At 35.2% G+C, this 26,905-nt stretch carries 26 protein-coding genes; 17 read left to right on the plus strand and 9 right to left on the minus strand.

The window, feature by feature from the left end; translation table 11 throughout:
* Nucleotides 1-45 precede the first annotated feature (45 nt).
* The 3 genes from H8R24_RS10920 to H8R24_RS10930 are packed head-to-tail and all read left to right on the plus strand — an operon-like array spanning nt 46 to nt 2,324.
* Entirely contained in the window at nt 46-348 is a 303-nt protein-coding gene (locus H8R24_RS10920; RefSeq protein WP_187019081.1) for a hypothetical protein, read from the plus strand.
* A 29-nt stretch (nt 349-377) separates the two neighbouring features.
* The gene (locus tag H8R24_RS10925; RefSeq protein ID WP_187019079.1) at nt 378-1,337 is read left to right on the plus strand and encodes an L-threonylcarbamoyladenylate synthase; all 960 of its coding nucleotides are present in this window, start codon (nt 378-380) and stop codon (nt 1,335-1,337) included.
* Nucleotides 1,338-1,358: 21 nt separating this feature from the next.
* Nucleotides 1,359-2,324, plus strand: coding sequence for a sodium-dependent bicarbonate transport family permease (locus tag H8R24_RS10930; RefSeq protein ID WP_187019076.1), 966 nt, complete (start codon nt 1,359-1,361; stop codon nt 2,322-2,324).
* Between the two features lie 93 nt (nt 2,325-2,417).
* On the opposite strand, the gene H8R24_RS10935 is transcribed toward H8R24_RS10930, so the two are convergent.
* Together H8R24_RS10935 and H8R24_RS10940 are read right to left on the minus strand one after the other, a co-directional pair.
* The gene (locus H8R24_RS10935; protein WP_187019074.1) at nt 2,418-3,470 is read right to left on the minus strand and encodes a sensor histidine kinase; all 1,053 of its coding nucleotides are present in this window, start codon (nt 3,468-3,470) and stop codon (nt 2,418-2,420) included.
* 43 nt (nt 3,471-3,513) lie between these two features.
* Nucleotides 3,514-4,197: a response regulator transcription factor gene (locus H8R24_RS10940; protein ID WP_187019072.1), complete on the minus strand. Its 684-nt coding sequence runs from the start codon at nt 4,195-4,197 to the stop codon at nt 3,514-3,516.
* A 177-nt stretch (nt 4,198-4,374) separates the two neighbouring features.
* On the opposite strand from H8R24_RS10940, the gene H8R24_RS10945 reads away from it, so the two are divergent.
* The 5 genes from H8R24_RS10945 (at nt 4,375) to H8R24_RS10965 (ending at nt 11,065) form a co-directional block, all read left to right on the plus strand.
* Complete coding sequence (locus tag H8R24_RS10945) at nt 4,375-7,122, plus strand: TonB-dependent receptor (RefSeq protein ID WP_187019069.1); 2,748 nt, start codon at nt 4,375-4,377, stop codon at nt 7,120-7,122.
* Between the two features lie 224 nt (nt 7,123-7,346).
* Nucleotides 7,347-8,561, plus strand: a complete 1,215-nt coding sequence (locus H8R24_RS10950; RefSeq protein WP_187019067.1) for a hypothetical protein — start codon at nt 7,347-7,349, stop codon at nt 8,559-8,561.
* Nucleotides 8,562-8,671: 110 nt separating this feature from the next.
* Nucleotides 8,672-9,010, plus strand: a complete 339-nt coding sequence (locus H8R24_RS10955) for a T9SS type A sorting domain-containing protein (RefSeq protein WP_187019065.1) — start codon at nt 8,672-8,674, stop codon at nt 9,008-9,010.
* Between the two features lie 127 nt (nt 9,011-9,137).
* Nucleotides 9,138-10,118 carry a LuxE/PaaK family acyltransferase gene (locus tag H8R24_RS10960; protein ID WP_187019062.1) on the plus strand — a complete coding sequence of 327 codons (981 nt, stop codon included), beginning with the start codon at nt 9,138-9,140 and terminating at the stop codon, nt 10,116-10,118.
* Between the two features lie 272 nt (nt 10,119-10,390).
* Nucleotides 10,391-11,065 (plus strand): hypothetical protein, encoded by a 675-nt coding sequence (locus tag H8R24_RS10965; RefSeq protein ID WP_187019060.1) that lies wholly within the window; start codon nt 10,391-10,393, stop codon nt 11,063-11,065.
* 55 nt (nt 11,066-11,120) lie between these two features.
* Here H8R24_RS10965 and tyrS read toward each other — a convergent pair whose 3' ends face one another.
* Nucleotides 11,121-12,419 (minus strand): tyrosine--tRNA ligase, encoded by a 1,299-nt coding sequence (gene tyrS / locus H8R24_RS10970; protein WP_187019058.1) that lies wholly within the window; start codon nt 12,417-12,419, stop codon nt 11,121-11,123.
* Nucleotides 12,420-12,512: 93 nt separating this feature from the next.
* Between tyrS and H8R24_RS10975 the strand changes: the two genes are divergently transcribed.
* Entirely contained in the window at nt 12,513-13,520 is a 1,008-nt protein-coding gene (locus tag H8R24_RS10975; protein ID WP_187019056.1) for an NAD-dependent epimerase/dehydratase family protein, read from the plus strand.
* On the opposite strand, the gene H8R24_RS10980 is transcribed toward H8R24_RS10975, so the two are convergent.
* Genes H8R24_RS10980 through H8R24_RS10990 form a run of 3 tightly spaced genes read right to left on the minus strand, consistent with a single transcriptional unit; the run spans nt 13,517 to nt 16,095 of the window.
* On the minus strand, nt 13,517-14,008 hold the full coding sequence (locus H8R24_RS10980) for a DUF4296 domain-containing protein (RefSeq protein WP_187019054.1): 492 nt from the start codon (nt 14,006-14,008) through the stop codon (nt 13,517-13,519). The genes H8R24_RS10975 and H8R24_RS10980 overlap by 4 nt on opposite strands.
* A 10-nt stretch (nt 14,009-14,018) precedes the next feature.
* Nucleotides 14,019-15,359, minus strand: coding sequence for a dihydroorotase (locus H8R24_RS10985; protein WP_187019051.1), 1,341 nt, complete (start codon nt 15,357-15,359; stop codon nt 14,019-14,021).
* Between the two features lie 10 nt (nt 15,360-15,369).
* On the minus strand, nt 15,370-16,095 hold the full coding sequence (locus H8R24_RS10990; RefSeq protein ID WP_187019049.1) for a polyprenol monophosphomannose synthase: 726 nt from the start codon (nt 16,093-16,095) through the stop codon (nt 15,370-15,372).
* Between the two features lie 104 nt (nt 16,096-16,199).
* On the opposite strand from H8R24_RS10990, the gene H8R24_RS10995 reads away from it, so the two are divergent.
* The 3 genes from H8R24_RS10995 (at nt 16,200) to H8R24_RS11005 (ending at nt 18,262) form a co-directional block, all read left to right on the plus strand.
* Nucleotides 16,200-16,871 carry a DUF4271 domain-containing protein gene (locus H8R24_RS10995; protein ID WP_187019047.1) on the plus strand — a complete coding sequence of 224 codons (672 nt, stop codon included), beginning with the start codon at nt 16,200-16,202 and terminating at the stop codon, nt 16,869-16,871.
* A 13-nt stretch (nt 16,872-16,884) separates the two neighbouring features.
* Nucleotides 16,885-17,634, plus strand: coding sequence for a uroporphyrinogen-III synthase (locus tag H8R24_RS11000; RefSeq protein ID WP_187019045.1), 750 nt, complete (start codon nt 16,885-16,887; stop codon nt 17,632-17,634).
* A gap of 157 nt (nt 17,635-17,791) precedes the next feature.
* Nucleotides 17,792-18,262, plus strand: coding sequence for an Lrp/AsnC family transcriptional regulator (locus tag H8R24_RS11005; RefSeq protein ID WP_187019043.1), 471 nt, complete (start codon nt 17,792-17,794; stop codon nt 18,260-18,262).
* Between the two features lie 78 nt (nt 18,263-18,340).
* Here the strand turns inward: H8R24_RS11005 and H8R24_RS11010 are convergent, their stop codons facing one another.
* Both H8R24_RS11010 and H8R24_RS11015 read right to left on the minus strand, forming a co-directional pair.
* The gene (locus tag H8R24_RS11010) at nt 18,341-19,033 is read right to left on the minus strand and encodes a zinc metallopeptidase (protein ID WP_187019040.1); all 693 of its coding nucleotides are present in this window, start codon (nt 19,031-19,033) and stop codon (nt 18,341-18,343) included.
* 228 nt (nt 19,034-19,261) lie between these two features.
* Nucleotides 19,262-22,336: a class I tRNA ligase family protein gene (locus tag H8R24_RS11015; protein WP_187019038.1), complete on the minus strand. Its 3,075-nt coding sequence runs from the start codon at nt 22,334-22,336 to the stop codon at nt 19,262-19,264.
* Between the two features lie 161 nt (nt 22,337-22,497).
* On the opposite strand from H8R24_RS11015, the gene H8R24_RS11020 reads away from it, so the two are divergent.
* The 5 genes from H8R24_RS11020 to H8R24_RS11040 all read left to right on the plus strand — a co-directional run bounded on the left by H8R24_RS11020 (nt 22,498) and on the right by H8R24_RS11040 (nt 26,225).
* On the plus strand, nt 22,498-23,373 hold the full coding sequence (locus tag H8R24_RS11020) for a cell division protein FtsX (RefSeq protein ID WP_187019036.1): 876 nt from the start codon (nt 22,498-22,500) through the stop codon (nt 23,371-23,373).
* A 76-nt stretch (nt 23,374-23,449) separates the two neighbouring features.
* Complete coding sequence (locus H8R24_RS11025) at nt 23,450-23,692, plus strand: DUF3098 domain-containing protein (protein ID WP_187019033.1); 243 nt, start codon at nt 23,450-23,452, stop codon at nt 23,690-23,692.
* Nucleotides 23,693-24,478 carry an undecaprenyl-diphosphate phosphatase gene (locus H8R24_RS11030; RefSeq protein ID WP_187019031.1) on the plus strand — a complete coding sequence of 262 codons (786 nt, stop codon included), beginning with the start codon at nt 23,693-23,695 and terminating at the stop codon, nt 24,476-24,478.
* Nucleotides 24,478-25,170 carry a tRNA pseudouridine(55) synthase TruB gene (truB, locus tag H8R24_RS11035; RefSeq protein ID WP_187019029.1) on the plus strand — a complete coding sequence of 231 codons (693 nt, stop codon included), beginning with the start codon at nt 24,478-24,480 and terminating at the stop codon, nt 25,168-25,170. The genes H8R24_RS11030 and truB overlap by 1 nt, the downstream gene beginning before the upstream one ends.
* A 527-nt stretch (nt 25,171-25,697) precedes the next feature.
* Nucleotides 25,698-26,225 carry a hypothetical protein gene (locus tag H8R24_RS11040; protein WP_222617396.1) on the plus strand — a complete coding sequence of 176 codons (528 nt, stop codon included), beginning with the start codon at nt 25,698-25,700 and terminating at the stop codon, nt 26,223-26,225.
* On the opposite strand, the gene H8R24_RS11045 is transcribed toward H8R24_RS11040, so the two are convergent.
* Nucleotides 26,215-26,832: a thioredoxin family protein gene (locus tag H8R24_RS11045; RefSeq protein WP_187019026.1), complete on the minus strand. Its 618-nt coding sequence runs from the start codon at nt 26,830-26,832 to the stop codon at nt 26,215-26,217. The genes H8R24_RS11040 and H8R24_RS11045 overlap by 11 nt on opposite strands.
* Nucleotides 26,833-26,905: the final 73 nt, after the last annotated feature.

Here is a 26,905-nt window from a genome sequence, read left to right on the forward strand (position 1 = left end):
ATGAATTAGCCGTTTTACCTTTGCAGCAAATAAAACAACAAAAACATGAAAACAGAAAAAGGATTAACGTTTCAATTAGTAGAAGGAGAATTTGCACCATTAGAAGCTAAAAAAATCTTACTAGGATTAATCAACAGTAAAATCAATTTTCATCAATTGGAGCATTTTAGCAATGAAGTGCGGTTTAACGAAAAAACATCTCATTCTAAGCAACGTGTAAAAATACTAACGGATGCTTCTGAACAAATATCAGCTTTAGTTGCCACCGCGAGCAACATGCAATTTATGATCGAAGGAAGTATACAAATTACCCTTGTACCTGCAGAAGAGTCTGTAATAAACGAGTAAAAAAAATAATTCAACCAAAAAATAAAAAAATGGCTTTAATCAGCTCTTCAGTTCAAGATGTTGCTACACTCTTACAACAAAATCAAATTGCTGCCATCCCTACTGAAACCGTGTATGGACTTGCAGGTAATGCGTATAACGAAACTGCTCTAAAAAAGATTTTTGAACTGAAACAAAGACCCTTTTACAATCCACTTATTGTACATATCAAATCGGTTAAGGATTTAAACTTAGTTGCCGCCCATGTTCCTGCACAAGCACAATTACTAGCAGCTGCTTTCTGGCCTGGACCGCTTACTCTAGTCTTAAAAAAGCAAGCCCATATTCCGGATTTAGTAACCGCAGGAAAAGATACTGTAGCAGTTCGAGTACCGAATCATCCGGTGACATTATCCCTTTTAGAACAATTGGATTTTCCGTTAGCAGCTCCTAGTGCAAATCCTTTTGGTTCTATTAGCCCAACAAAAGCTGTGCATGTAGCCAATTATTTTGCTGGATCCTCACTTACCATTTTAGAAGGTGGCGAATGCAGCAACGGCATCGAATCTACCATCATTGGTTTTGAGAATGACTTGGCGGTATTGTACCGTTTGGGTTCCATTACTATCGAAGCGATTGAAAACGTGATTGGCCCCTTGCAAATAAAAACACAATCTGAAGCTACACCCACAGCACCCGGAATGATATCGAAACATTATGCCCCAAAAACAGCAACCATTTTAAGCGATAACATACTCGAAAGCCTTCATGTAAATGCAACAAAAAGAATAGACTTACTTACTTTTAAAAATCGATTTGAACACCAGTCCATAGTCGCACAACAGGTTTTGTCTCCCAATGGTGATTTGGCGGAAGCCGCAACCCATTTATACCATGCATTACACGAATTAGATCAACTTGATCTTGACTTGATTATCACGGAGCAGTTCCCAAAACACAATTTAGGACGGACGATCAATGACCGACTAAAACGTGCAACAAAAAAATAAATCTATTTTAAAAAACTTAAAATGAACTTCGACTTATTACTTGAAAACATTACCAATCCTGCATTATTATTCTTCTTACTGGGCATCATCGCAGTTCGTTTAAAAAGCGATTTAGAAATTCCGAAAAATTCATCTAAGTTCATTTCGCTCTACCTACTTTTCTCTATTGGGTTTAAAGGAGGACAAGAATTAGCGCACAGTCACTTCACGATGGATATTATTTGGTCTGTCTTATTCGGGGTTTTCATTGCAGTTATTATTCCGTTCTATAGTTTCTTTATACTTAAAAAGCATTTTAGTATCGAAAACTCGGGAGCAATTGCGGCCGCATACGGATCTGTAAGTGCCGTAACCTTTGTAACTGCCATTACTTTTCTTGAAATGCAAAACTACACTTTTAGTGGGCACATGGTGGCTGTTATGGCATTGATGGAAGCACCTGCGATTATTGTAGGCGTAATTTTAATTCGATTGTATAACAAGAACGAATCGAGTACTACTAAAATTAGCTCACTCATCAAGCATTCGTTTACTAACGGAAGCGTGCTACTAATCACCGGAAGTTTAATTATTGGTTTACTCGCAAGTGATCAGCAAGCCTTAGGGATTAAGCCTTTTACGACTGATATGTTCAAAGGATTCTTGGCCATCTTTTTACTTGACATGGGAATTGTAAGTGGTCAAAAACTAAACGATTTCTTTAAAAGCGGCTGGTTCAGTTTTGTTTTTGCAATCATTATTCCACTGATAAACGGAATTATAGTGGCGTACCTTTCTCACCTGATAACAGACGATATAGGAAACCGATTTATATTTGCAGTCTTAGCGGCAAGCGCCTCTTATATTGCGGTTCCTGCGGCCATGAAAATCGCGGTACCAAAAGCCAATCCCGGTATCTTTTTACCCATGGCGCTCGCAATAACATTCCCTTTTAATATCACTTTTGGGATGCCCATTTACCTTTCCATAATTCTTTGTAGCGCTTAACTAGCGCTATCCTAAAACGTAAAAAAAGGTCCGTTTTTCAACTTCCACGATTGAAAAACGGACCAACTTTTATAAAATTAGATAGGAGTATTTTTATACTTTTTCGATAGTAAAAGAGAACTCTGAACCGATGCCAAATTCACTTTCTACATATATTTTTTCTTTGTGAGCTTCGATGATATGCTTTACAATTGCTAATCCTAAACCAGAACCTCCTTCAGATCTTGAACCACTTTTATTGACTCTATAAAAACGTTCAAAAAGCCTCGGAATGTTTTGTTTCTCGATTCCTTCTCCGTCATCACTTACACGAACTAGCACTTTTTCTTTGGTCAAATTAACAACAGCAATCTCGGTCAGTCCGCCTTTCTTACCATATTTAATTGAATTGACAATCAAGTTCTCAATTACTTGCTGTATGCGATCTTTATCTCCTCTTACAAAATTGGGCTGAATGTGATAATTCTCAAAAGCGAGGGTAATCTTCTTCTTCTCGGCTTTCATTTCTAATAAGTCGAATACATTTTGAATCAATTCGACGATATCAAATTCTGAATATTCTAAGTTCAAATCTCCTACTTCGAGTTTGGTAATCATATCCAGATCTTCAACAATATAAATAAGGCGCTCTACTCCTTTTTCGGCACGTTTTAAGTATTTTTTTCGAATGGTCTTGTCGTCCATCGCACCATCTAAAAGCGTGGAAACATAGCCTTGAACAGTAAATAATGGTGTTTTAAGCTCGTGAGAAACGTTACCTAAAAACTCTCTTCGATACTCTTCACGAACTTGAAGCATTTCGATTTCGAGTTTCTTATCTGTGGCAAATTTACGTACCTCCCTGGTTAGTGTTTCCATATCAGTAGTAATGGGCTGATTGATAAAACTACTCGATTCTAATAATGAAACCTCATCATATATCTTTTTGACCCGTCTATAAATAAACCGTTCTACTCTATATTGCAAAACGATAAACGAAAAAAGATACAATATCAATGTAAATACAATCCCAAAAAGCCACAACTTCTTTGACGTATAATCAAAAATCATAGTCACCAGCAGCAATACAAATCCGGTAGAAAACAGACTGATATAAAACGTAGATTTTACGGCAAACTTATAGGTTTTTTTAAAACTTAATTTCATTTATTTGGGTAACATTATTACTAAAACGATTGGATTGTTTTGACTATACTTCAAACTTATATCCAACTCCTTTTATTGTTTTAAAAAGGTCTTCGCCAATTTTTTCTCTTAATTTTCTAATGTGTACATCAATTGTACGTCCACCTACAACTACTTCATTACCCCAAACTTTATCCAGAATTTCATCTCTTTTAAAAACCTTTCCTGGCTTTGACGCTAATAGATAAAACAGTTCGAACTCTTTTCTAGGCAAAGCGATTTCGATATTGTCTTTGACTATTTTATATTCTTCACGATTAATCTCGATTCCACCTACATTTAGGGTTTCGCTATTTTGTTCTTTTTCTTTCAAACGGCGTAGTAATGCTTTGACTTTACTCACTAACAATTTTGGCTTGATAGGCTTTGTAATATAATCATCGGCTCCAGCATCAAAACCAGCTACTTGAGAATAGTCTTCGCTACGAGCTGTTAAGAATGTAATTATTACATTGGCTAATTCGGGAATTTTTCGAATGTTCTCACAAGCTTCCATTCCGTCCATTTCTGGCATCATGACATCCATGATTATAAGGTCTGGGATTTCCTTTTTTGCTTTAGCAATAGCTTCCTTACCATTGGTCGCTGTGAAAATTTGATACCCTTCTTGATTAAGGTTATATCCTACAATTTCTAAAATATCTGGTTCATCATCAACCAATAAAATCTTTGTGTGTTTCTTTTTCATGTGGGCAAATTTACTCTTACGCATGTAAATATAACATTATTTGGATTGTTAAAAAGCACTATTAACCATAATTTAATTTCATAACTATTTAGTAATACTGGCGCAACAAAATGGTAATAACGCAGTAACACCAACTTTACAATGAACCCATTACTTTGCAAAAAATTAAACACAACTATGAAACTTAAATTATTCATTTTGACGCTTTTTATCAGTACCCTAACATTTGCGCAAAGCAAAGGTACTATTACTGGAGTACTAACTGATAAGGATTCAAACAACGAAACATTACCATTTGCAAACGTATTATTAAAAGGTACAGCGATAAATGCAACTACAGACATTGACGGAAAGTACACCTTAAATGCGCCAGCTGGAAATTATGTGATTCAATTTAGTTTCATCGGGTATGAATCTGTAGAATTGCCTGTAACTGTAAAAAGCAATGAAACCGTTACACTTAATAAAGCATTAGGATCGGCTAGCTATAAACTAGAAGATGTGGTTATTACTACCAATGTCAATAAGCAAAAAGAAACCGCATTGTTACTAGAACAAAAAAATGCGGTTGAAATCAAACAATCCATTGGATCACAAGAACTAGCTCGAAAAGGAGTAAGTGATGTGGCTACAGCTGTCACAAAAACAACTGGAATTACAAAACAAGAAGGTTCTGGAAATATATTTGTGCGCGGTTTAGGAGATCGCTACAACTCTACTACAATGAACGGATTGCCTATCCCTTCTAACGATCCGGAAAAGAAAAACTTAAACTTAGAAATTTTCTCTACGGATATTGTAGAATACATTTCAATTGATAAAGTATATAACGGTAAAATCTACGGCGATTTTGCAGGAGGAAACGTTGATATCGTCTCTAAGGATTACAAAGGAGCTGGATTTTTGAAATTAGACATTGGAACAAAAGTAAATTCGAATGCAATTGCCCAGGACAACTTTAAACTACAATCAGGAATAAGCCGACTAGGATTTACAAACAAATCTATACCTGATAATGCACTTACGCAATACAACTACAGCTCGATGCAACAACGAAAATTGACGCCTATTGCAAATTCTTTTGGTATTTCGGGCGGAAAATCTTTTAACGTAGGAAGCCAAGGAAAACTTAGCCTTTTTGCAACGGCATCATTCAGTAACGATTTTTCATCAAAAAGTGATGGAACTGCAAAAGCAAGTGTGAATGGAAACGGAATTGCCAATAAAAACTTCGAAAAATACAGCGAACTAAAATACGAGACTAATACTACTGGAATGGCTAACATTGGATACAAAATAAACAACGCCAACAAAGTTAATTTCAATAGTCTTTACATCAACACCTCTACCCAATCAACAGAAGAATATTATGGTTATATTGTTGATATTGCCAATGATGGAAATGGATTAATACGCCGTTTTAACTACGAAAAAAACAGCTTATGGATCAACCAATTATTGGGAGATCACACCATAAATGATCGCTCAAAATTAAACTGGGGTGTTTCATACAATAAAATTGATGGAAATATGCCAGACAGGGTTCAAAACATCTTTAGAAACGAAGCCACTGGATACCAATTATCTAGTATCTCTGCACCAGACAACCACAGGTACTTTCAAAAATTAAAAGAAGACGAGCTAGCTGTTAATGCATCCTATGATTACAAATTCAATAAAGATGAAGCTGGAGATTACAAAGGTAAATTTACTTTTGGATACAATGGAAGAATGAAATCAAGAGGTTTCCAAGCGACACAGTTCAACCTGAAAGCTAACAATGGATATACCAACACTGTTGTTGATCCCAATAATCTGGACTTGTTTTACAACGCAGCAAACTTTAACAACAACTATTTTTCAATAGCTACTTTCCGCGGAAATTCTCAAGTATACAATGCGCTAGACCCACAAACATACAGCGGTGATCAAATGGTAAATGGTGCTTTTTTAAACACAGAATACCGATTTGAAAAATTAACGGCAATCCTAGGATTAAGAGGAGAACAAATTTCGCAAAAAGTAAATTGGTACACGCAATTAGGCGGTATTGGAAATGACAAGCTAGAAAAAACAGCTTTCTTACCTAGCGTGATCATGAAATACGAATTGAATGACAAACAAAACTTACGTTTGGGTGCTAGTAAAACGTATACATTGCCTCAATTTAAAGAAAGAGCCTTGTTTGTCTATGAAGAAGTATTACAAGTAAAAGTAGGAAATCCATTTTTATACGAATCGGATGATTATAACTTAGATTTAAAATGGGAAATGTTCCCAAAAAGCGACGAACTAATTTCGGTTACCGCTTTTGGAAAATACATCTTAAACCCTATGAACGAAGTAACCATTTCATCTTCATCAAATGATATCTCATTTATCAACACCGGAAACTACGGATATGTTGCTGGAGGGGAAATAGAATACCGCAAACAACTTTTTAGTACCGATACTGAAAACTCTAAAAAACTATCAGCCGGACTAAACGCTTCTTACTTGTACAGTAATCAAGAATTGAACACAAACAAGGTAAACAGCGAAACAAATTACCAAGTAGACTTTACAAACAAAACCAGTAAATTCACAGGAGCATCTGATTTATTATTAAATACTGATTTAACGTTTTTCAACGAATGGAACGCTAAAAAAAGTAACCTAACCACCACCATAGCCTACTCTTATTTTTCTGATAGAGTAAATGCCATCGGAACGAATGGAAAAGGAGATTTAGTTGACAAAGCTTTTGGCTCATTAGACTTTGTTGCCAAATCTAAACTAACTGAAAGGCTAGGACTTGGCCTAGTTGTAAAAAACATGCTCAACCCAGCAATTAATAGAGTACAAGAAAATGCAACTGGCGATGTCAATGTACTTTCATACAAAAAAGGAATGACTGCAAGCTTAAGTCTTAACTATCAGTTTTAAGAAAAAAGCTTCCATAGATTACAAAAAAGAACAGCCAATCGCTGTTCTTTTTTTTTTGTAAAACACTCAAAAGCAACAATTATAAAGGGCTTAACATAAGTAACCTTCGCTTAATATTCAATTGCCTTTTTATTAAACTAACATTGACATTTAGATAACATCCAAAAAAAGTTCTTGCTGCATCTTTGTACCAACAAAATAACTAAAAATAGTATCACAGAATCATGAAAAAAACAACACTAAAATTATTCGGATTTTTAGCATTAACTGCAGGTTTAATGGCTAGCTGTTCATCAAACGACACACCTACTCCATCAACGCCAGGTTCATCAACTTTTGTTGCTGATGCAACTAATTTTCAAGGAACAATTTCGGACGGTGAAGTAACTCTTGACGCATCAAAAACATACAAGTTAACAGGTAAAATTCAAGTGAATAGCGGAGCAACTTTAACAATTCCTGCTGGAACGGTTATTCAAGGAACTGGTGGAACATCGGCATATATTGCAATTGCACAAGGAGGAAAACTAAACGTAAATGGAACTGCTGCTAAACCAGTGGTTATGACAAGTGGATTAGCTACCAAAAAAGCGGGAGACTGGGGAGGATTAGTGATTTGTGGTAAAGCACCTATCAACCGTATTTCTGGAGGAGCTTCTACAGCACAATCAGAAGTAGCTGATTTGAGCTATGGCGGAACAGTATCAAATGATAACTCTGGTTCAATCACTTATTTAAGAATCGAATATGCTGGAGCTGCTTTCAACAGTGAAAAAGAATTTAACGGACTTTCGTTATTCGGAGTTGGTTCAGGTACAACTATTAGCTATGTAGAATTTTACCAAGGAGCTGATGATGGAGTTGAATTTTTTGGAGGAACTGTAAACACTTCTAACTTAATCTCTATTGGTAACGAAGATGATCAATTTGACTGGACTGAAGGATGGTCTGGAACTAACACAAACTGGTACGGAAAATTAGATTTCGGAAAAGGAAATAGAGGAATCGAAGCAGATAACTTTGAACTTGGATATGCTAACACACCTATTGCAAACCCTTCAATCACTAACTTAACATTAGTAGGACCTGGAAGTGCACCAACATCTGGAACATGGTTAGAGAACGATGCTATGAAATTAAGAAGAGGTACAAAAGGAATTTTTACAAACTTAGTATTAAGCGGATGGAAAACAGGTTTCAATGTTGAAAACAACGAAACAATCGCCTTTATCCCTACAGCGTTGAAAGTAGTAAACGTAAACTTATCTGCTGATGTTGCTACAAAAACTAAAGGTACATTAAACGCTGTTGCACCAGCAACTAGCGGCTTAAGCACTGATGTTTCTGGAATTATCACATCTGAATCTACTACAGCAACTGGAGCTGGAAACGGAACTGCAATGCCAACATGGGCAGCAGGATGGTCTGTTGGTTTCTAATTAAATAACACTTAATTCATCTTACTAAACACCTTTTTTAATCGAAAGGTGTTTTTTTTTTGGAATAGTATTTGTATTTTTTTGTATATTTACTACACAAAATCAATCAAATGGCAAAAAATTACTTTTACACTATACTCTTATTGGTTTTTTTCTTTTCAATAAACACCAACGCTCAGGAGGTAAAACAACAACCTAAAGCTCAAGAATCTTCGGTTATTGAAGGCTTGAACTTGTACCCAAACCCTGTGAGCAATGGTAAAGTTTATATTTCAACTAAGAATGATTTAGAAAAAGAAATAATTATTTTTGACCTTTTGGGTAAAAAAATATTTCAAACCATGCTCAATTCAAGAGAACTAAATATACCTAATATTTCACCTGGAGTCTACATCATTAAAATAAGTGAAAACAACGCTTCGGCAACTAGAAAACTCATAGTAAGGTAAATTTTACTTTTAAAATCATAAATAGATAAGCTTCAATTTCGATTGAGGCTTTTTTATTTTCTAGTCTTCCCCATGAATAACCAGCAAAGCGTTTTTAAAATTTATACCTTTGTAAAAAAAAGAAATCTTGATTACACCGGACAGCCTATTTGCTATTTCTAGTCATAAGCAATTTGAAAAAATAGCTTTAAAAGTTTTTCGTTTTCAACACGAGAACAACTTAGTCTATAAAGAATTTTGCAGCTTATTAAATGTTACCGTTTCCAGCGTCAAATCATTAGAACAAATTCCTTTTTTACCCATACAGTTTTTCAAGACTCATCATGTTGTTTCAAACACAGATGCAATTGAGGAAACATTTACCAGTAGCGGTACCACCGGAATGATCACCAGCAAACACCTAGTAACCGACGCTTCTATCTACGAACAAAGTTACCGCAATGGGTTTTCGCAATTTTACGGTAATATTGAAGACTATGTGGTTCTTGCCCTATTGCCTTCTTATCTAGAACGCGAAGGATCGTCATTGATTTATATGGTCGAAGATTTAATCAAACTATCAAACCGACCAGAAAGTGGTTTTTACCTTCACAATCACGATGAATTGATAAAAAACCTCATCGCCCTGGATCAATCTGGTCAAAACGTCATTCTTATTGGTGTTACTTATGCTTTACTGGATCTGATCGAAAAACAATCTTTTCAATTGCAAAACACCATCATCATGGAAACAGGCGGCATGAAAGGAAAACGAAAAGAAATGATTCGTGAGGAACTGCATGAGCAATTATGCAACGGTTTTGGCGTATCTGTGATCCACTCTGAGTACGGAATGACCGAATTGCTATCTCAAGCTTACTCCTTAGGCAACGGACTCTTTGAATGCCCTTCTTGGATGCACATCCTCCTGCGCGATACCGAAGACGCTTTGACTTACGTGCAAAACGGTAAAACCGGCGGCATAAACGTCATTGATCTAGCCAACATTAACTCCTGCTCCTTTATCGCCACACAAGATTTAGGTAAAAAAAATCCCAACAACTCTTTCGAGGTATTGGGACGTTTTGATAATTCTGACATACGCGGTTGCAACTTGATGGTGCTGTAATAGTAGTACAACTTCATTTTCTTTAACACAATCTCACCCGCTATTCGTTACAATCTCTAGTACTGAACACCAGTACTAGAGGATTTTCACTACTATCGGGACTATGCAAGAACAACTCTTTTTCAATAACCACCACCCTAAAAGTACGACCCCAACTCCTATAAAATTCAGAACTTCTTAACAAGTACACTATACCTTATCCTGACTTGACAAATATTAAAAAGTAAGTATTAACTTTACATTTTCAGCTAAACTTAACCCACTTCTTCCTGATGCGTATTCTTTTACTTCTTGTTTTTCTTTCCCCTTTTTTCCTATTGGCGCAAAACACCAAAATAGAAGCACAAATAGATTCGATTTCCTATACAGACACCAGTACAACACAACGCGATTTTGTGATTTACTACCACATTAAAAACAACACCAACCATCTTGTTCGCTTTATTCAAAATCCTACCGCAATGCGACCTAATGCTACAAATTCACTAGCTATTATTCCGTCCTATAATCTATATCAAGAAGGCAAGCCAGCTGTAACGGCTGCCCTATTTAACACCAAAAAAACAGAAGATTTTTACGAGCAAATGAGGAAGGACTTAATGGCAAATAAAACAAACCTAGACGAATTCCTAAAGAAAGAACAAAGCAAGCTCAAGACGCAACACAGCAAAGACATCATTAAAAATCGCATCCTATTAAATCCTAATGAAACTAAAGCGTATTCAATTCGTGTAAGTTGGGATAAAAAAAGATACCTTCAAGACGACGACAATGAATACTATATTGATGAAAAAGCCAATTATTACTTAGACCTCCATATTAATTTATTCAAAGTCGAATTGTATTCTCAGCTACTTCCCGAAGATTTAAAAACCATCTCCAATGACAATTCAATCCTAATGGGCTGGATTCAAACAAACAAAATGTTTATCAATTTTAAGGAATAAAAAAAGTCCGCAACTAAAATTACGGACTTATCACTTATAATATATGGCATCAAAGTTAAACCACTCGCACTACAAAATAATTTTTCTTTCCGCTTTGTAACAATACAAATTGGTTGTTGATTAAGTTTGTTGTTGAGAGTACAAAATCTTCTTTTACTTTCTCTTTATTCACCGAAATAGAATTAGCAGTCAATGCTCTTCTAGCTTCTCCATTCGACTTAAAAAAACCGGTTTTATCATTCAAAACCGTGATAATATCGATTCCTGCTTCCATTTCATTTCTTGCAATTTCAGCTTGAGGGACACCATCAAAAACTTCAAGAAAAGTCGCTTCGTCTAATTCTTTCAAATCATCTGCTGTAGCGTTTCCAAAAAGGATATTTGATGCTTTTATTGCTTTTTCAAGCTCCACTGCCGAATGAACAAAAACAGTTAACTCTTCGGCTAATTTACGTTGCAACACTCTTAAATGTGGCGCCGTTTTGTGCTCTTCGATTAAGGCATCAATAGTGTCTTTGTCTAAAAAAGTAAAGATTTTAATGTATTTTTCGGCATCAACATCTGTGGTGTTCAACCAAAATTGGTAAAACTTATACACTGATGTTTTATCAGCTGTCAACCATATATTTCCACCTTCTGATTTTCCAAATTTAGAACCATCAGCCTTGGTAATTAACGGGCAAGTCATTGCGTATGCTTTTGCCTCTTCGCCTACATTCATGCGGCGCACAAGCTCCGTTCCTGTAGTGATATTCCCCCATTGGTCTGAACCTCCCATTTGTAACAAACAGTTGTATTCTTTATGTAAATGGTAAAAATCATATCCTTGAATTAACTGGTAGGTAAACTCCGTAAATGACATTCCTTCTCCTTCTCCTGCTAATCTTTTCTTTACAGAATCCTTGGCCATCATGTAGTTTACCGTAATTCTTTTACCCACATCACGAGCAAAATTGATAAAAGACAATCCCTTCATCCAGTCGTAGTTATTTACTAAAACCGCGGCATTAGCATCAGTAGCATTAAAGTCTAAGAAACGTGATAACACTGCTTTTATTCCTTCAACATTATGATTTAAAGTAGCCTCGTCTAGTAAGTTTCTCTCATCTGATTTTCCGGATGGATCACCAATCATTCCCGTAGCACCACCCACTAAAGCAATAGGTTTGTGTCCAAAGTTTTTTAAATGAACCAATAAAATAATTGGCACTAAACTACCAATGTGCAAAGAATCTGATGTTGGGTCAAATCCTATATATGTAGCTGTCATTTCTTTTAAAAGTTGCTCTTCGGTCCCTGGCATGATGTCGTGCACTAAGCCACGCCATTGTAATTCGGAAATAATATTTTTCATTTTCTAAAAATCAATTTTCACAAAGATAGTTTTAATTGGATAATTAGAAAATCAATCGGTCTAAAAATCAAACAATCTAATTATCTTTACAAAATGGTATTAGTAACAGGAGGAACAGGATTAGTAGGCGCTCATTTATTGCTTGATTTAACCGAATCAAAGCCGCTCAATGGCGAAAAAATACGTGCGCTCTATCGTGATTTAAACAGCATTCAAAAAACAAAATCTTTATTCGATAAGTATCATAAAACCAATTTATTTGACAGTATCGAATGGGTAAAAGGAGATATTGTTGATGTGCCTTCGCTGGAAGTAGCTTTTACAGGAATTGAACAAGTGTACCACTGCGCCGCCACAATTTCATTTGATCCAAAAGACGAAAACCTATTGCGAAAAACAAATATTGAAGGAACCGCAAATGTTGTTAACTTTTGCCTTGAGCATAAAATCAAAAAACTATGCTATGTTAGTTCGATATCCGCTTTAGGAGATTTGAATGAAAACGAATCTATTATAACCGAAAAAACCGAATGGAATCCCGAGAAACCGCATAGCGATTACGCCATTTCTAAGTATGGTGCCGAAATGGAAATTTGGAGAGGCCTACAAGAAGGGTTAGGTGTAATCATTGTTAACCCAGGCGTTATTTTAGGACCTGGATTCCTTGATCAAGGTAGTGGTTTGCTATTGAAAAAAATCAAAAACGGACTGCCTTTTTACACTAAGGGAATTACTGGATTTATAGCGGTCACCGATGTGGTAAAAATCATGATCACTTTAATGCAAAGCGACATTAAAAACAAGCGTTTTACTTTGATTGCCACTAATATGGTTTTTCAAGATTTCTTGAATATCGCTTCGGATGCACTTCACGTAAAAAGACCTACCATTCATGCAAGTCCCGTTTTTATGAATCTAGCTTGGCAAGCTGATTGGTTATTCTCGTTGGTCTTTCGACAAAAAAGAAAAATAACTAAAGCCACCGCAAAAGCTTCATACTCTACCAATACATATTCGAATGACAAAATAAAAAAAGAGTTGAACTATTCTTTTACAGACATAAAAGAATACCTCAACTCTACCGTTTCATTAATTAATTAATTAGCTTTCTTCATCGGTAAAGCGTTCCGGCTACCCTCTTTTCCAGGCAACAACTCCCGATGATTAGGACCAATAGAATCTTCTATTTTTAGAATTGGCTTTTTGGCAGCCTTAATAGAATCTATCTTTGTTTTCTTCTTCTCTAGTTTGATAATCGAGTCTACAACTGTTTTTTGCTTGTCGATGCGTTTACCCACCTCATCATACATCTCTTTGTACTCCTTGTAATTTGCGGCATAATACACATTACTTTGGGCATACTGCAAACTATCAATTTTGTATTTTGTATAAATGTACTCAGTAGTATTAATTTTATTAGCAGTCAACGACGAAGGATTCTGATATTTAATAGCTTCCAAAACCGCTACATCATACATCACATTCATCATTTTGCCTTTTTCGATTAGCCCTACTGGCTTAGTTATCACTTCGTCTTTACAACTCGCAAACAGCACTACAATCCATAAAAATGATACTACTTTTTTCATCAGTCTTGTATTAACGATCAAACAACAATCTTTTTCCTGCTTTAATTTCTTTGACTTTAAAAGCAGCATAAACAAGTTTCCCGTTTACAATAGTATGGGTTACTCTTGACTTAAACGTGAATCCCATAAATGGAGACCATCCACATTTAGCCAAAATATTTTCTTTTTTAACACTCCAAGGCAAACCTGCATTTACGATAACTAAATCGGCATAGTAACCTTCTTTTATAAAACCACGTTTCTCAATTTTGAAAATCTTCGCCGGATTATGGCACATTTTCTCTACAATTTTCTCTACGCTTATTTTTCCTTGGTGAAAAGCTTCAAACATAGCTACAACAGCATGCTGCACTAAAGGCCCACCAGAAGGAGCGTTTAAATACGATTGTTGTTTTTCTTCTAATGTATGAGGAGCATGATCTGTAGCAATAACATCAATTCTATCATCTAGTAATGCTTCCCAAAGTACTTTTCTATCATTGGCCGTTTTCACAGCAGGATTCCATTTGATCAAATTCCCTTTGGTTTCATAATCATCATTTGTAAACCATAAATGATGCACACAAACTTCGGCAGTAATTTTCTTTTGTTCCAATGGTATTTTATTGGTAAACAATTCCATTTCCTTAGCCGTAGAAAGGTGAAATATATGCAATCTAGCACCTGTTTTCTTAGCTAAAGCAACAGCCTTAGACGATGAAATATAACAAGCTTCCTCCGAACGAATAAGGTGATGTGCCGTCACAGGTATATCCTCACCATACTCTTCTTTGTATTTTTCTAAATTTCGTTTGATCGTTCCTTCATCTTCGCAATGCACTGCAATCAACATAGGCGTACTTGAAAAAATCTTTTCTAGTGTTGCCTCGTTGTCAACCAACATATTTCCTGTTGATGAACCCAAAAATATTTTTATACCAGCAACATTCTTAGGGTTTGTTTTTAAAACTTCCTCTAAGTTATCATTGGTTGCACCCATCATAAACGAATAATTAGCATATGATTTTTCGGCAGCAATTTGGTATTTTTCCTCTAATATTTCTTGAGTAACTGCATTGGGCACCGTGTTAGGTTGCTCAATGAAAGAGGTAATCCCTCCTGCAACAGCAGCTCTAGATTCTGATTCGATATCACCCTTATGAGTCAGTCCTGGCTCTCTAAAATGCACTTGATCATCAATTGCTCCGGGCATTAAATAATTTCCTTCGGCGTCGATTATGACATAATCAGATGACTTCGCGCTTATACTCTCTGAAATCTCAACAATTAAGTCATTCTCAATTAAAACATCGCCTTCAAAAATCACCCCTTCGTTTACTATTTTGGCATTCTTAATTAAAATCTTATTCATTGTTTTTTTATTATAAACTATTTACTAATTTTTTCAATCTCAGTGCAATCACTCCAAACACCGCTTCGACAATAATCGAATTACTCATTTTGGACTCTCCTTTGGTACGATCTGTAAAAATAATTGGCACTTCGACAATATTGAATTTTTTACAAAAAGTACGATATTTCATTTCAATTTGAAAGGCATACCCAACAAATTTAATCTTATTTATTTTAATTTCTTCTAGTACTTCTCTTTTATAACATACAAAACCAGCAGTAGCATCATGGATTTTCATTCCGGTAATGATACGCACATAAACAGAGGCAAAATAAGACATCAAAACCCGGTTCAATGGCCAGTTTACCACATTTACACCCGTTACATAACGGGAACCAATTGCTAGATCGGCATTTCCAAAATGACACGCATTGTACAATTTTTCTAAATCATTGGGGTTATGAGAAAAATCGGCATCCATTTCGAAAATAAAATCATATTTTCGCTCTAAAGCCCATTTAAAACCATGAACATAGGCCGTACCTAAACCTGATTTCTTTTTTCTGTTTTCCAAAAATAACCGACCTTCAAACTCTTTTTGCAGCATAACAACCTTATCTGCCGTATGATCAGGAGAATTATCGTCTACAATAAGAATATGGAACGGCTTATGTTGAGAAAGCACCGATCTAATAATGCTTTCAATATTTTCAATTTCGTTATAGGTAGGGATTATAACAACACAATCGTTCATAAGTCTAGTAATTTCAGCGCAAAAGTAAACTTTTTATGCGATTTGATTCATAATAAAATTATAATAAAAAGAATGATTGAAAAAATTAGTAATTTTGTCGCACTATGATTGAACACCTACTTCATCCAAGAATAACCGAAAACAAAGACTGGGCCACCGCTCTGTTTATTTTGGCTTTAGCTATTATAGCCGTCACTAAATCTGTTAATGAAAATCGATTTGGGGATTTTGTTAATTTACTATTTTCAGACAAGTACACTAAAATATACAGAGACAATAGTAATTTAAATAGTGCATTCACTGTTTCATTATTTGTTGTTCAGGTAATTTCAATTGCCTTTTTTATTCAATTATCCCTTCATGTTTTTGGTTATGCCTCCAAGACTGATTGGTTGTTGTACATTCAAATCATTACCTTTTTAATCTTCTTTATCCTATCTAAATTTTTAGTCGAAAAAATCATTGCTACCGCTTTTAATATTGAAGAATTAGCCGAACAATTGAACCTCCAAAAAGTTACTTATAGAACATACATAGGACTAATTATACTCCCAATCAATGTAATTCTATTTTATTACGACACAATTTCGGTAAATTTTTTAGTGATTTTAATCTCTATTTTACTGGTAATAAACATTTTAGTTTATTTGATATCAATAAAGAATTATCAAAAACTAATATTCGGCAAGTTGTTTTATTTTATTTTATATCTTTGCACTCTCGAAATAGCACCTTATTTTTTTATGTATTTCTGGTTCATAAAAGTGGGTACTTAGAAAATGTTAATATATGAAAGTGAAAACAATTTTGGTGTCACAACCTGAGCCTAAAGTAGAGAACTCTCCTTACTTTGAGCTACAACAAAAGCATAAAGTTAAAATTGATTTCAGACCTTTTATCCATATAGAAGGTGTTAATGCCAAAGAGATTCGTCTTCAAAAAATCGATCTTAACCATTATACTGCAATAATTTTAACTAGCCGAAATGCTGTAGATCATTTCTTTAGAGTAGCTGATGAAATGCGTTTCAAAGTTCCTGAAGGATTGAAATACTTCTGTCAATCAGAAGCTGTTGCATTTTACCTACAGAAATACGTAGTATACAGAAAACGTAAAATCTATGTAGGACCTAAGGATTTCGCTGATTTGTCTCCTTTGATAAAAAAATACAAAGACGAAAAGTTCTTACTACCTGCCTCTGATCAATTAAATGCAGATGCACCTAATACTTTAAATAACCTAAAAGTAGACTGGACGGCAGCTGTTTTTTACAAAACAGTAATGAGTGACTTATCTGATCTTGCTGATGTTTATTATGATGTTTTGGCTTTTTTCAGTCCAACTGGAATTAAATCATTATACAAAAACTTTCCTGGATTTGAGCAAAACAACACGAGAATTGCTGTTTTTGGTAGCACTACTCAAAAAGAAGCTCTGGATCACGGTTTAAGAATCGATATTCTTGCACCTACTCCTGATACACCTTCGATGACAATGGCTTTAGAAAAATACATTGTAGAAGCTAATAAAGGAAAATAAAAAATTACATATACCATGAAAAAGTCGCAATTTGCGGCTTTTTTTTGTTTTACAACCCAAACAAAAAAGTATCAACATAGAAATATTGATCTTTTTTATTTAATTTTGATTGATAATTATAACTGAAATTGATTTTTTGGTTCTAAAGTTAAACAAAATGAAAATCAATTCACTTCAAGTAGAAATAGACGGTATCGACAAAGAAATTCTTAGAGATTTGATGGAAGATGCCCGCAAGCCTATCCTACAAATTGCTAACAAAATAGGAATCTCTGGCGCAGCTATTCACCAACGATTGCGAAAACTAGAACAATCGGGCGTGATATCCGGTTCTAAATTCACCGTTAGCCATAAAGTACTAGGCTATAATACCATGGCCTTTGTAGGGATCTATCTCGACAAAGCCGCACGTAACCCCGAAGCCGTTAAGGATTTAAAAAAAATCCCCGAAGTACTAGAGTGCCATTATACTACCGGAAACTGGTCTATATTAATTAAAATGATTTGTAGAGACAATGAACATTTAATGCAATTATTAAATACCAAAATCCAAGCCATTGAAGGCGTTTCTAGAACAGAAACCTTTATCTCCCTTGACCAACAAATCGATCGACAGATTCAGCTTTAAATAACCGCAAATAAAAATCCCAAATCGCAATTGATAAAAATTGAAATTTGGGATTTTGTATTTAAAATGAATTTTGCTTTAGTCTCTTCGGCTACCAGCTCCCATGTAAATGGAAATATAATACAACAAAGTCGCAATAGACCCTAAGGCTGCAACCACGTACGTTCTAGCTGCCCATTTCAAAGCATCCTTTGCACCTGCTTGCTCTTGCTGTGTTAACATTCTCTTATTTTCTAACCAAGCGAGCGCACGATTACTAGCATCATATTCTACCGGTAAAGTCACAATTGAGAATATAGTAGTTGCTGCAAAAAGTACAATTCCACCCAACAATAAAGCCGGAAAAGTATTGATTAACAAAATCCCCCCTAGTAAAACCCATTGCATATACTTTGAAGCCACATTAACAAACGGCACCAACTTAGAGCGCATGGTCAACCATTGATACCCTACCGCATGTTGCACAGCATGACCACATTCGTGAGCCGCTACTGCAGCCGCAGCCGCATTACGTTGATTATATACCGCCTCACTCAAATTCACCGTTTTATCCATAGGATTGTAATGATCCGTCAATCTACCCGGAGTAGAAATCACGCGTACATCACGAATTCCATTATCGGCTAGCATTTTTTCGGCAATCTCAGCTCCCGACATTCCGTTTTGCAAATGCAATTTAGAATATTCTTCAAATTTACTTTTTAGTCTTGAACTTACTAACCAGCTAAAAAGCATGATCGCTCCAGCAAGAATTAAATAACCCATTCCCATATCTTTGTTTTTTTTTTATAAAGTTACAAATGAAATAGCAAATTCTGAACCAAAATCCAAAAATGTCAATTTGGCATCCGTTAAATAAAACAAAAAATCCAAATTTCACAAAATGTGAAATTTGGATTTTTTTATATATTATGTAGAGACGCACTGTAGAAACGCACGACACGATAGAGACGCACTGCAGGATAGAGACGCACTGCAGTGCGTCTCTACAACGTGGTTTTACCCAACCAAATTAATTATTTTCCCTGGAACGATAATCACCTTATTTGGTGTTTTCCCTTCTAATTGTTTGATTGTTCTTTCGTCTTTCATAACGATTTCTTCAATTTGTCCTTTGGTTAAATCCAAAGGCAAAGTGATTGTGAAACGCATTTTTCCGTTGAAAGAAACGGGATATTCTTTTTCAGATTCTATTAAATGTTTGGGTTCGAATACCGGAAAAGGAACCGTTGCAATAGAACCTGTATTCCCTAACAACGACCATAATTCCTCAGCAATATGTGGCGAATAAGGCGAAATCACGATAGCCAGTGGCTCTAAAATAGCACGGGAATGACAGCCTTGAGTCGATAATTCATTTACACAAATCATAAATTGGGACACCGAGGTATTGAAAGAGAAATTCTCAATATCATCGGCTACTTTCTTGATGGTTTTGTGTAATGTCTTTAAGTTATCTTTTGTAGGCGCTTCATCAGTCACAATCATGTTGTGTTCATCAAAATACAAACGACATAATTTTTTCAAGAACCCAAATACTCCCGAAATACCCGCTGTATTCCAAGGCTTTGCTTGCTCTAATGGTCCTAAGAACATTTCATACAAACGCAACGTATCTGCTCCATACTCATTACAAATATCATCTGGAGTAACCACATTGTATTTCGATTTAGACATTTTCTCTACTTCGCGACCTACAATGTATTTTCCGTTTTCATCTAATAGGAATTCGGCATCTTTGTAATCTTCTCTCCAGTTTTTGAATCTTTCGATATCTAATTCATCTGAAGAATTAACCATCGAAACATCTGCGTGGATTGGAGTAATTGAAATATTAAACAGTGTAAAATCCTCTTTTTGTAAACTTTCAATTTTATCCTTCAAATCAGGATATTCTTGAATTAAATAAACTTTAACTTGTTCAAAGCTTTTCGCAATAACTCTTTCATCAATAACATTTCTAAAATCATTTACATCCTTATATTTTGAAGTTATTAAAAACGAAGGGATTTTCAATGTTGTTTCTAATAATCTAATATTTAAACTTTCAATAAAGAAAAAAGGAGTTATTCTATAAACAAACGCACTTGTCCCCAAGATCATTCCTTGATTGATCAGTTTTTTGAATGGCTCTTCGGTTGGTGCAAAACCTTTGTCTTTTAAAAATTTATTCCAAAAACGAGAATACAATAAATGACCCGTTGCGTGCTCGCTACCACCAATGTATAAATCGACAGATTCCCAATATTTCAAGGCTTCCGCCGAGGCAAATTCCCCTTCATTATTCGCATCCATATAACGCATCCAGTACCAAGAAGAACCTGCCCAACCTGGCATGGTGTTCAACTCCAATGGAAATATTGTTTTGTTATCGACTAAATCCGTATTAACTACTTTATTTGCTGTTGTATCCCAAGCCCAAACCGCTGCATTTCCTAATGGAGGCAAACCGTCTTCGGTAGGTAAATACTTTTCTACTTCGGGTAAAATGATTGGTAAATGTTGCGCATCGATCATTTGCGGCAAGTCATTTACATAATAAACTGGAAAAGGCTCTCCCCAATAACGCTGACGCGAAAAAACAGCATCGCGCAAACGGTAATTGATTTTTCCGAAACCTTGATTTAATTTTTCTAAAGCTTCAATTGCTTTTTTAGTTCCTTCTTTATATCCTAATCCCGTTAAGAAATCCGAATCCACTAATTGAAAACCATCTTTAGATCCAAAAGCCGCCTCTGAAATATCTTTATCAAAAATATTTTTGATAGCTAGCATTCCGTCTTGTCCTTTAAAGAAATTGGCAAAAGCATAATCACGCTCATCACCACAAGGAACCGCCATTACAGCACCTGTTCCGTATCCTGCAAGTACATAATCACCTATCCAAACCGGAATTGCTTCCTTAGTAAACGGATGCTCAGCATACGCACCAGTAAAAACTCCTGAGATGGTTTTCACATCGGCCATACGTTCTCTTTCAGAACGTTTAGACGATGCTAGTATATATTCGTTTACTTGAGCTGCATATTCTGGAGTTGTTATTTGTTGAACCAAAGGATGCTCTGGCGCCAATGTCATAAAAGTTACCCCGAAGATGGTATCAGGGCGTGTAGTAAAAACATCTATATATCGTTGCTCACTTTCGACTTTCGACTTTTGACTTTCGACTTTAAAACTAACCATTGCTCCTATTGATTTTCCAATCCAGTTTCTTTGGCTTTCTTTGATGCTTTCACTCCAGTCAATCTCGTTTAATCCTTGTAACAAACGTTCGGCATAAGCAGAAATACGCATGCTCCATTGTGTCATTTTTTTACGTACAACTGTAAAACCACCACGTTCCGAAACACCGTTGACGATTTCGTCATTAGCCAAAACAGTTCCTAATCCAGGACACCAGTTTACTTCTGTTTCTGCTAAATAGGTCAATCTATATTGCAACAAAATTTTCTCTCGAGACTCTTTTGCGTAAGCGTTCCATTCAGCTGCCGAGAAAGCTATAATTTCATCATCACAAACCGCATTGATGGTTGCATTTCCTTCTTTTTCGAATAGGGCAACTAAAGTCGAAATGTCTTCGGCTTTATCGCTGTTTTTATTGTACCAAGAATTGAATAATTGGATAAAAATCCATTGTGTATGCTTGTAATAATCAGGGTTTGAAGTACGTACTTCTCTATTCCAATCAAATGAAAAACCTATTTTATCTAATTGTTTGCGGTAACCCGCAATTTTATTCCCCTCTTTATCTACACCTCCATCAATATTTACACTTGTAGTATCCTCCGGACGTTGCCCTGTTTGAATAGCATATTGTTCTGCTGGCAAACCAAAACTATCATAACCCATTGGGTGTAAAACATTGAAACCTTGGTGTCTTTTGTAGCGAGAATACACATCTGAAGCGATGTAACCCAGCGGATGCCCCACATGCAATCCTGCTCCAGATGGATAAGGAAACATGTCCAGCACATAATGCTTTGGTTTTTCAGAATTATTTGATGCGGCAAAAGTTTGATTTTCTGCCCAATATTTTTGCCATTTGGCTTCTATTTCGTTCGGATTGTATTTCATTTAGGTGACAAAGTTACAAAGTGACAAAGTTTCTTAGACTTTCACTCCTGAATTATAAAGTTGCAAATTTACGTTTATTGTACGAAAATTGAAACTTTGGACGTTATTAACTTCATATAAAGAAATTCTTTATTATTTTTACCGCATAATTAAAGTAAACTATGAGTTCTTCATTTGATAAATTTCAAAAACGCAGATTAATTTCGTCTTATTTTTCAGTAGTACTAAGTGTATTCTTGGTTTTATTTCTATTGGGAATTTTAGGATTATTCATTATCAATTCACAAAAACTAGCGAATGATTTTAAAGAAAAAATTGCCATGACGGTATTTTTCAAAAACGAAGCTAATGATACTATTCTAAAATCTTTTGGAAAAGAATTAAAAACTGCGCCTTACGCAAGAACCACAGTTTATGTAACCAAAGAGCAAGCTGCTAAGCAACATACCGATATTATAGGAGAAGATTTCATGACGTTCCTAGGTGAGAATCCATTACAAAACTCCTACGACATTCACTTAAAAGCGGACTATGTAGAGAAAGATAGCATTTCTAAAATCGAAGCTAAATTACGTACCAACCCTATGATTGATGATATTGTTTATGACAAACAATTAGTAAATCTAGTGAACGACAATATTAAAAAAGTGAGTATGTGGATCTTAATAATAAGCGGTTTCTTGACTTTTATCGCGGTTTTATTGATCAACAGCTCCCTACGACTTTCTATCCATTCTAATCGTTTTATCATTAAAACGATGCAAATGGTGGGTGCAACTAAATCATTTATTAGAAAACCATTTGTGATGCGTAGTATTAAACTAGGAATGATAGGAGCTGCACTAGCCATCTTATCCTTGATTGGTGTTCTAGTTTATGTTGAAACTAGCTTTCCAGATTTAGGCATACTAGAAAACAAAGGACTTATTGCTCTTGTTTTACTAACTGTACTAGGAATAGGGATTTTGATCACCTGGTTAAGCACGCATTTTGCAACGCAACGTTTCTTAAATTTAAGAACAGACGACCTTTATTAATAAAAGATTGCTTTGAATCTCTTGCCCTACAAGCAAGCACACTCTCTTTTTAACTTCAGCATTTAAATAAAACAGCATGAAAGATAACAACCAAAAACAGGATTTCCTCTTTGACACTATAAATTACAAAATCCTTTTGATTGGAATTGGGTTAATCGCCCTAGGATTTCTATTGATGTCAGGGGGAGGTAGTGAAGACCCAACTGTTTTTAACGAAGAAATTTTTAGTTTTAGAAGAATTAGACTAGCACCAACCACTGTTTTAATAGGTTTTGGAGTAACTGTTTATGCCATTTTAAAAAATCCAAAAAAAGCATAAATGAATACATTACAAGCTATTATTCTAGCAATTATTGAAGGAATAACAGAGTTCCTTCCTGTTTCTTCTACAGGACACATGATTATCGCTTCATCTTTTTTTGGAATTGCGCACGATGATTTTACTAAACTTTTCACTATTGTCATTCAGCTGGGAGCAATCCTTTCTGTGGTAGTATTGTATTTCAAGCGTTTCTTTCAAACATTTGATTTTTACTTCAAATTATTAGTAGCCTTTATCCCAGCAGTAGTTTTAGGGTTGCTTTTAAGTGATAAAATAGATGCCTTACTAGAGAGCCCGCTTACGGTTGCTATCTCGCTTTTAGTAGGAGGAATTATCCTTTTAAAAGTAGACGACTGGTTCAACAATTCTGAAGAAACAAAAATTACCTACCTGCAAGCTTTCAAAATAGGAATGTTTCAATGTTTAGCAATGGTTCCAGGTGTTTCACGCTCAGGTGCCAGTATTGTAGGTGGTATGTCTCAAAAACTAGCACGTACATCAGCAGCCGAATTTTCGTTTTTTCTTGCCGTCCCTACTATGTTAGGAGCAACCGCTAAAAAATGTTACGACTACTATAAAGATGGTTTTGTACTGAATCACGACCAAATTAACTTATTGATAATTGGTAACGTCATTGCTTTTATCGTGGCTTTATTAGCAATAAAAAGCTTCATCGGATTTTTGAGTAAAAAAGGATTTAAACTATTTGGTTACTACCGAATTGCAGCTGGACTTATTTTACTAATCATCCACTATTTCATACACCCTTTGACTATTATTTAATGACTGTAGAAGACTACTTAGACGGACAAATATTACTAATTGACAAACCCTTAGAATGGAGTTCTTTTCAGGCGGTTAACAAATTAAAGTATGCCTTAATTAATAAAAAAGGACTTCCAAAAAAATTTAAAATAGGACATGCAGGAACTTTAGACCCGCTAGCCACAGGACTTTTACTGGTATGTACCGGAAAATTCACCAAGAGAATTTCGGAACTTCAAGGTCAAGCCAAAGAATATACAGGAACTTTTTTTATAGGAGCCACTACTCCATCCTATGATCTAGAAACCGAAGTCGACGCCACTTTCCCAACTGATCATATTGACACAGCATTAATTCACGAAACAGTAAAGCAATTTCTAGGCGAAATTGACCAGAAACCACCTATTTTTTCGGCTATTAAAAAAGACGGTGTGCGTTTATACGAGCATGCTCGCGCTGGAGAAACTGTAGAAATTGCTAGCAGAAAAACAACCATTCACGAGTTTGAAATTACCCGAATCACACTTCCTGAAATTGATTTCAGAGTAGTTTGCAGCAAGGGAACCTACATTCGTTCCTTAGCATTTGATTTTGGCCGCGCTATGCAGTCAGGATCTCACCTAACTGCTTTGCGACGTACTAAAATTGGTGAGTATAATGTAATAGACGCTACAGATGTTGTTTTATTCGAAGAAAGCTTAGATTCATAAACTTCATATACTAAAAAAAAACACATCCCAAAATTCAATTGATTTTGACATGTGTTTTTTAACTAAAATAAATTTCCGTTATTTTATGCTTTTTTTTTTTTTTTGCTCACGGGAATAGCGCCCTTAATTCAATAATGAGGAATATTTTGACCCCCAAATAATAAATTAGATAAAAAATCATAAAACTTTTCAAATAACTTTCTCATAATAATGTTTTTTTGATTGTTATACAATGGTTTAAACACCTCAAGAAAAGTAGATCAAAAATAATAGATTTGGTTAGCACTGTCTAATATAGTAATAATTAGCCACACAAAAAACACACAACTTTCTTATTAACAATACTTTATAATAACTTTTAAAGTTTTGTACTATTTCTTTTATAGATCTGAATTTACAGTAAAAAAATAGTTTACTTTTGAAAAGCAGCTTCTTAGCACTCTTATTAAATCCTGCCATTGTAAAAGACTGGCCACATGTTTTTTAAAAAAAATTAGCACTACTATTAAAAGCTTAAAACCGTTATTTTGAAACGATACTTCACCACTCTACTCTTTTTCATTGGCATCACAACAGCTATTGCACAAACAAAGAAAACCTATACGCAGTTTGAAATTACAGTTCCCTTAAAAGGAAATCCAGATCGAGATCAAGTAAATAACTACACCCATGAAAAAGGTAGCTGGTTCATTCCGGATGGAATTAGCGCAAAGCTAGGATATGGCCTACATTATAAAAAATGGATTGGACTAGGAGTACACAGTGGACTAGAATGGAAATGGACCGACAAATTAGTTATCGCTCCCGTTTACGGTAATTTAAGATTAAGTCCAAAAGTTGGAGAAGAGACAAGAATAACGCTTCAACTAGGTCTTGGAAAAGCCATAGCGCTAGGACGAGGGAACTTAATGGGAACGTACAAGAAAGTAAGCTTAGGACTTCAAACTTCCGATGACCTATTGATTTTTGTCGAAATAAGCAGCTTTGGACTACCTATCAATAACCAACCAGAAACCGGAAGTGTGAGTCTAGGAATTGCTTTGATTAGTTTTTAACTGCATCTAAATCCAGCATCATATCTAAAATTTCAAGCTGAGAGCTTTCGCCTTTATCATGCAAATACCACAATTGCAAATTAGCCTTAGCCTCTTCGTCTATACTCCCATGTTCTTTTTTATAATCGGTAATTAAATCAGATGCCCCTTTTGGTCTTGGCCCCCAATGTCCAAGTGCCATACCTAATTCTTTGTTGATCACAATTAATTTAGGAATAGCCTTTCCTTTATTCGTTAAAAATAAATTCATTAATTCTTCGTTTTCATCTCTCAAAACTATTTTCATATCTATTTTCCCCTCCGATGCTAAGGCCATTTTATTAAAAACAGGTAGTAATTGAGCCGCATCACCGCACCAACCCTCAGAAATCACTAACCAAATATAGTTTTCTTCTAGCCCTTTTAATTTTTGGACAATGGCATCCGAAACCTTTATTGTTTTATCCAAACGCTTCATTCTAGTATCATTTAAACTACTATAATGTGTTAACTCCTCTGATTGCACAGGTCCTGTTGATTTCTCGTCCTGTAACAAATCCGATGCTAATTTTCTGTATTCTAGGTAAGAATGACTATTGAATAAAGCTTTTGCTATTGAAATTTTCATAATAAAGTACTTTTTAAGTAAAGTTACTATAAATTTCCTATTACAAAGACGATAAATATCATATTTGAATAAC

The sequence above is a fragment of the Flavobacterium muglaense genome (genome assembly GCF_014305155.1).
Classification (GTDB): Bacteria; Bacteroidota; Bacteroidia; order Flavobacteriales; family Flavobacteriaceae; genus Flavobacterium; species Flavobacterium muglaense.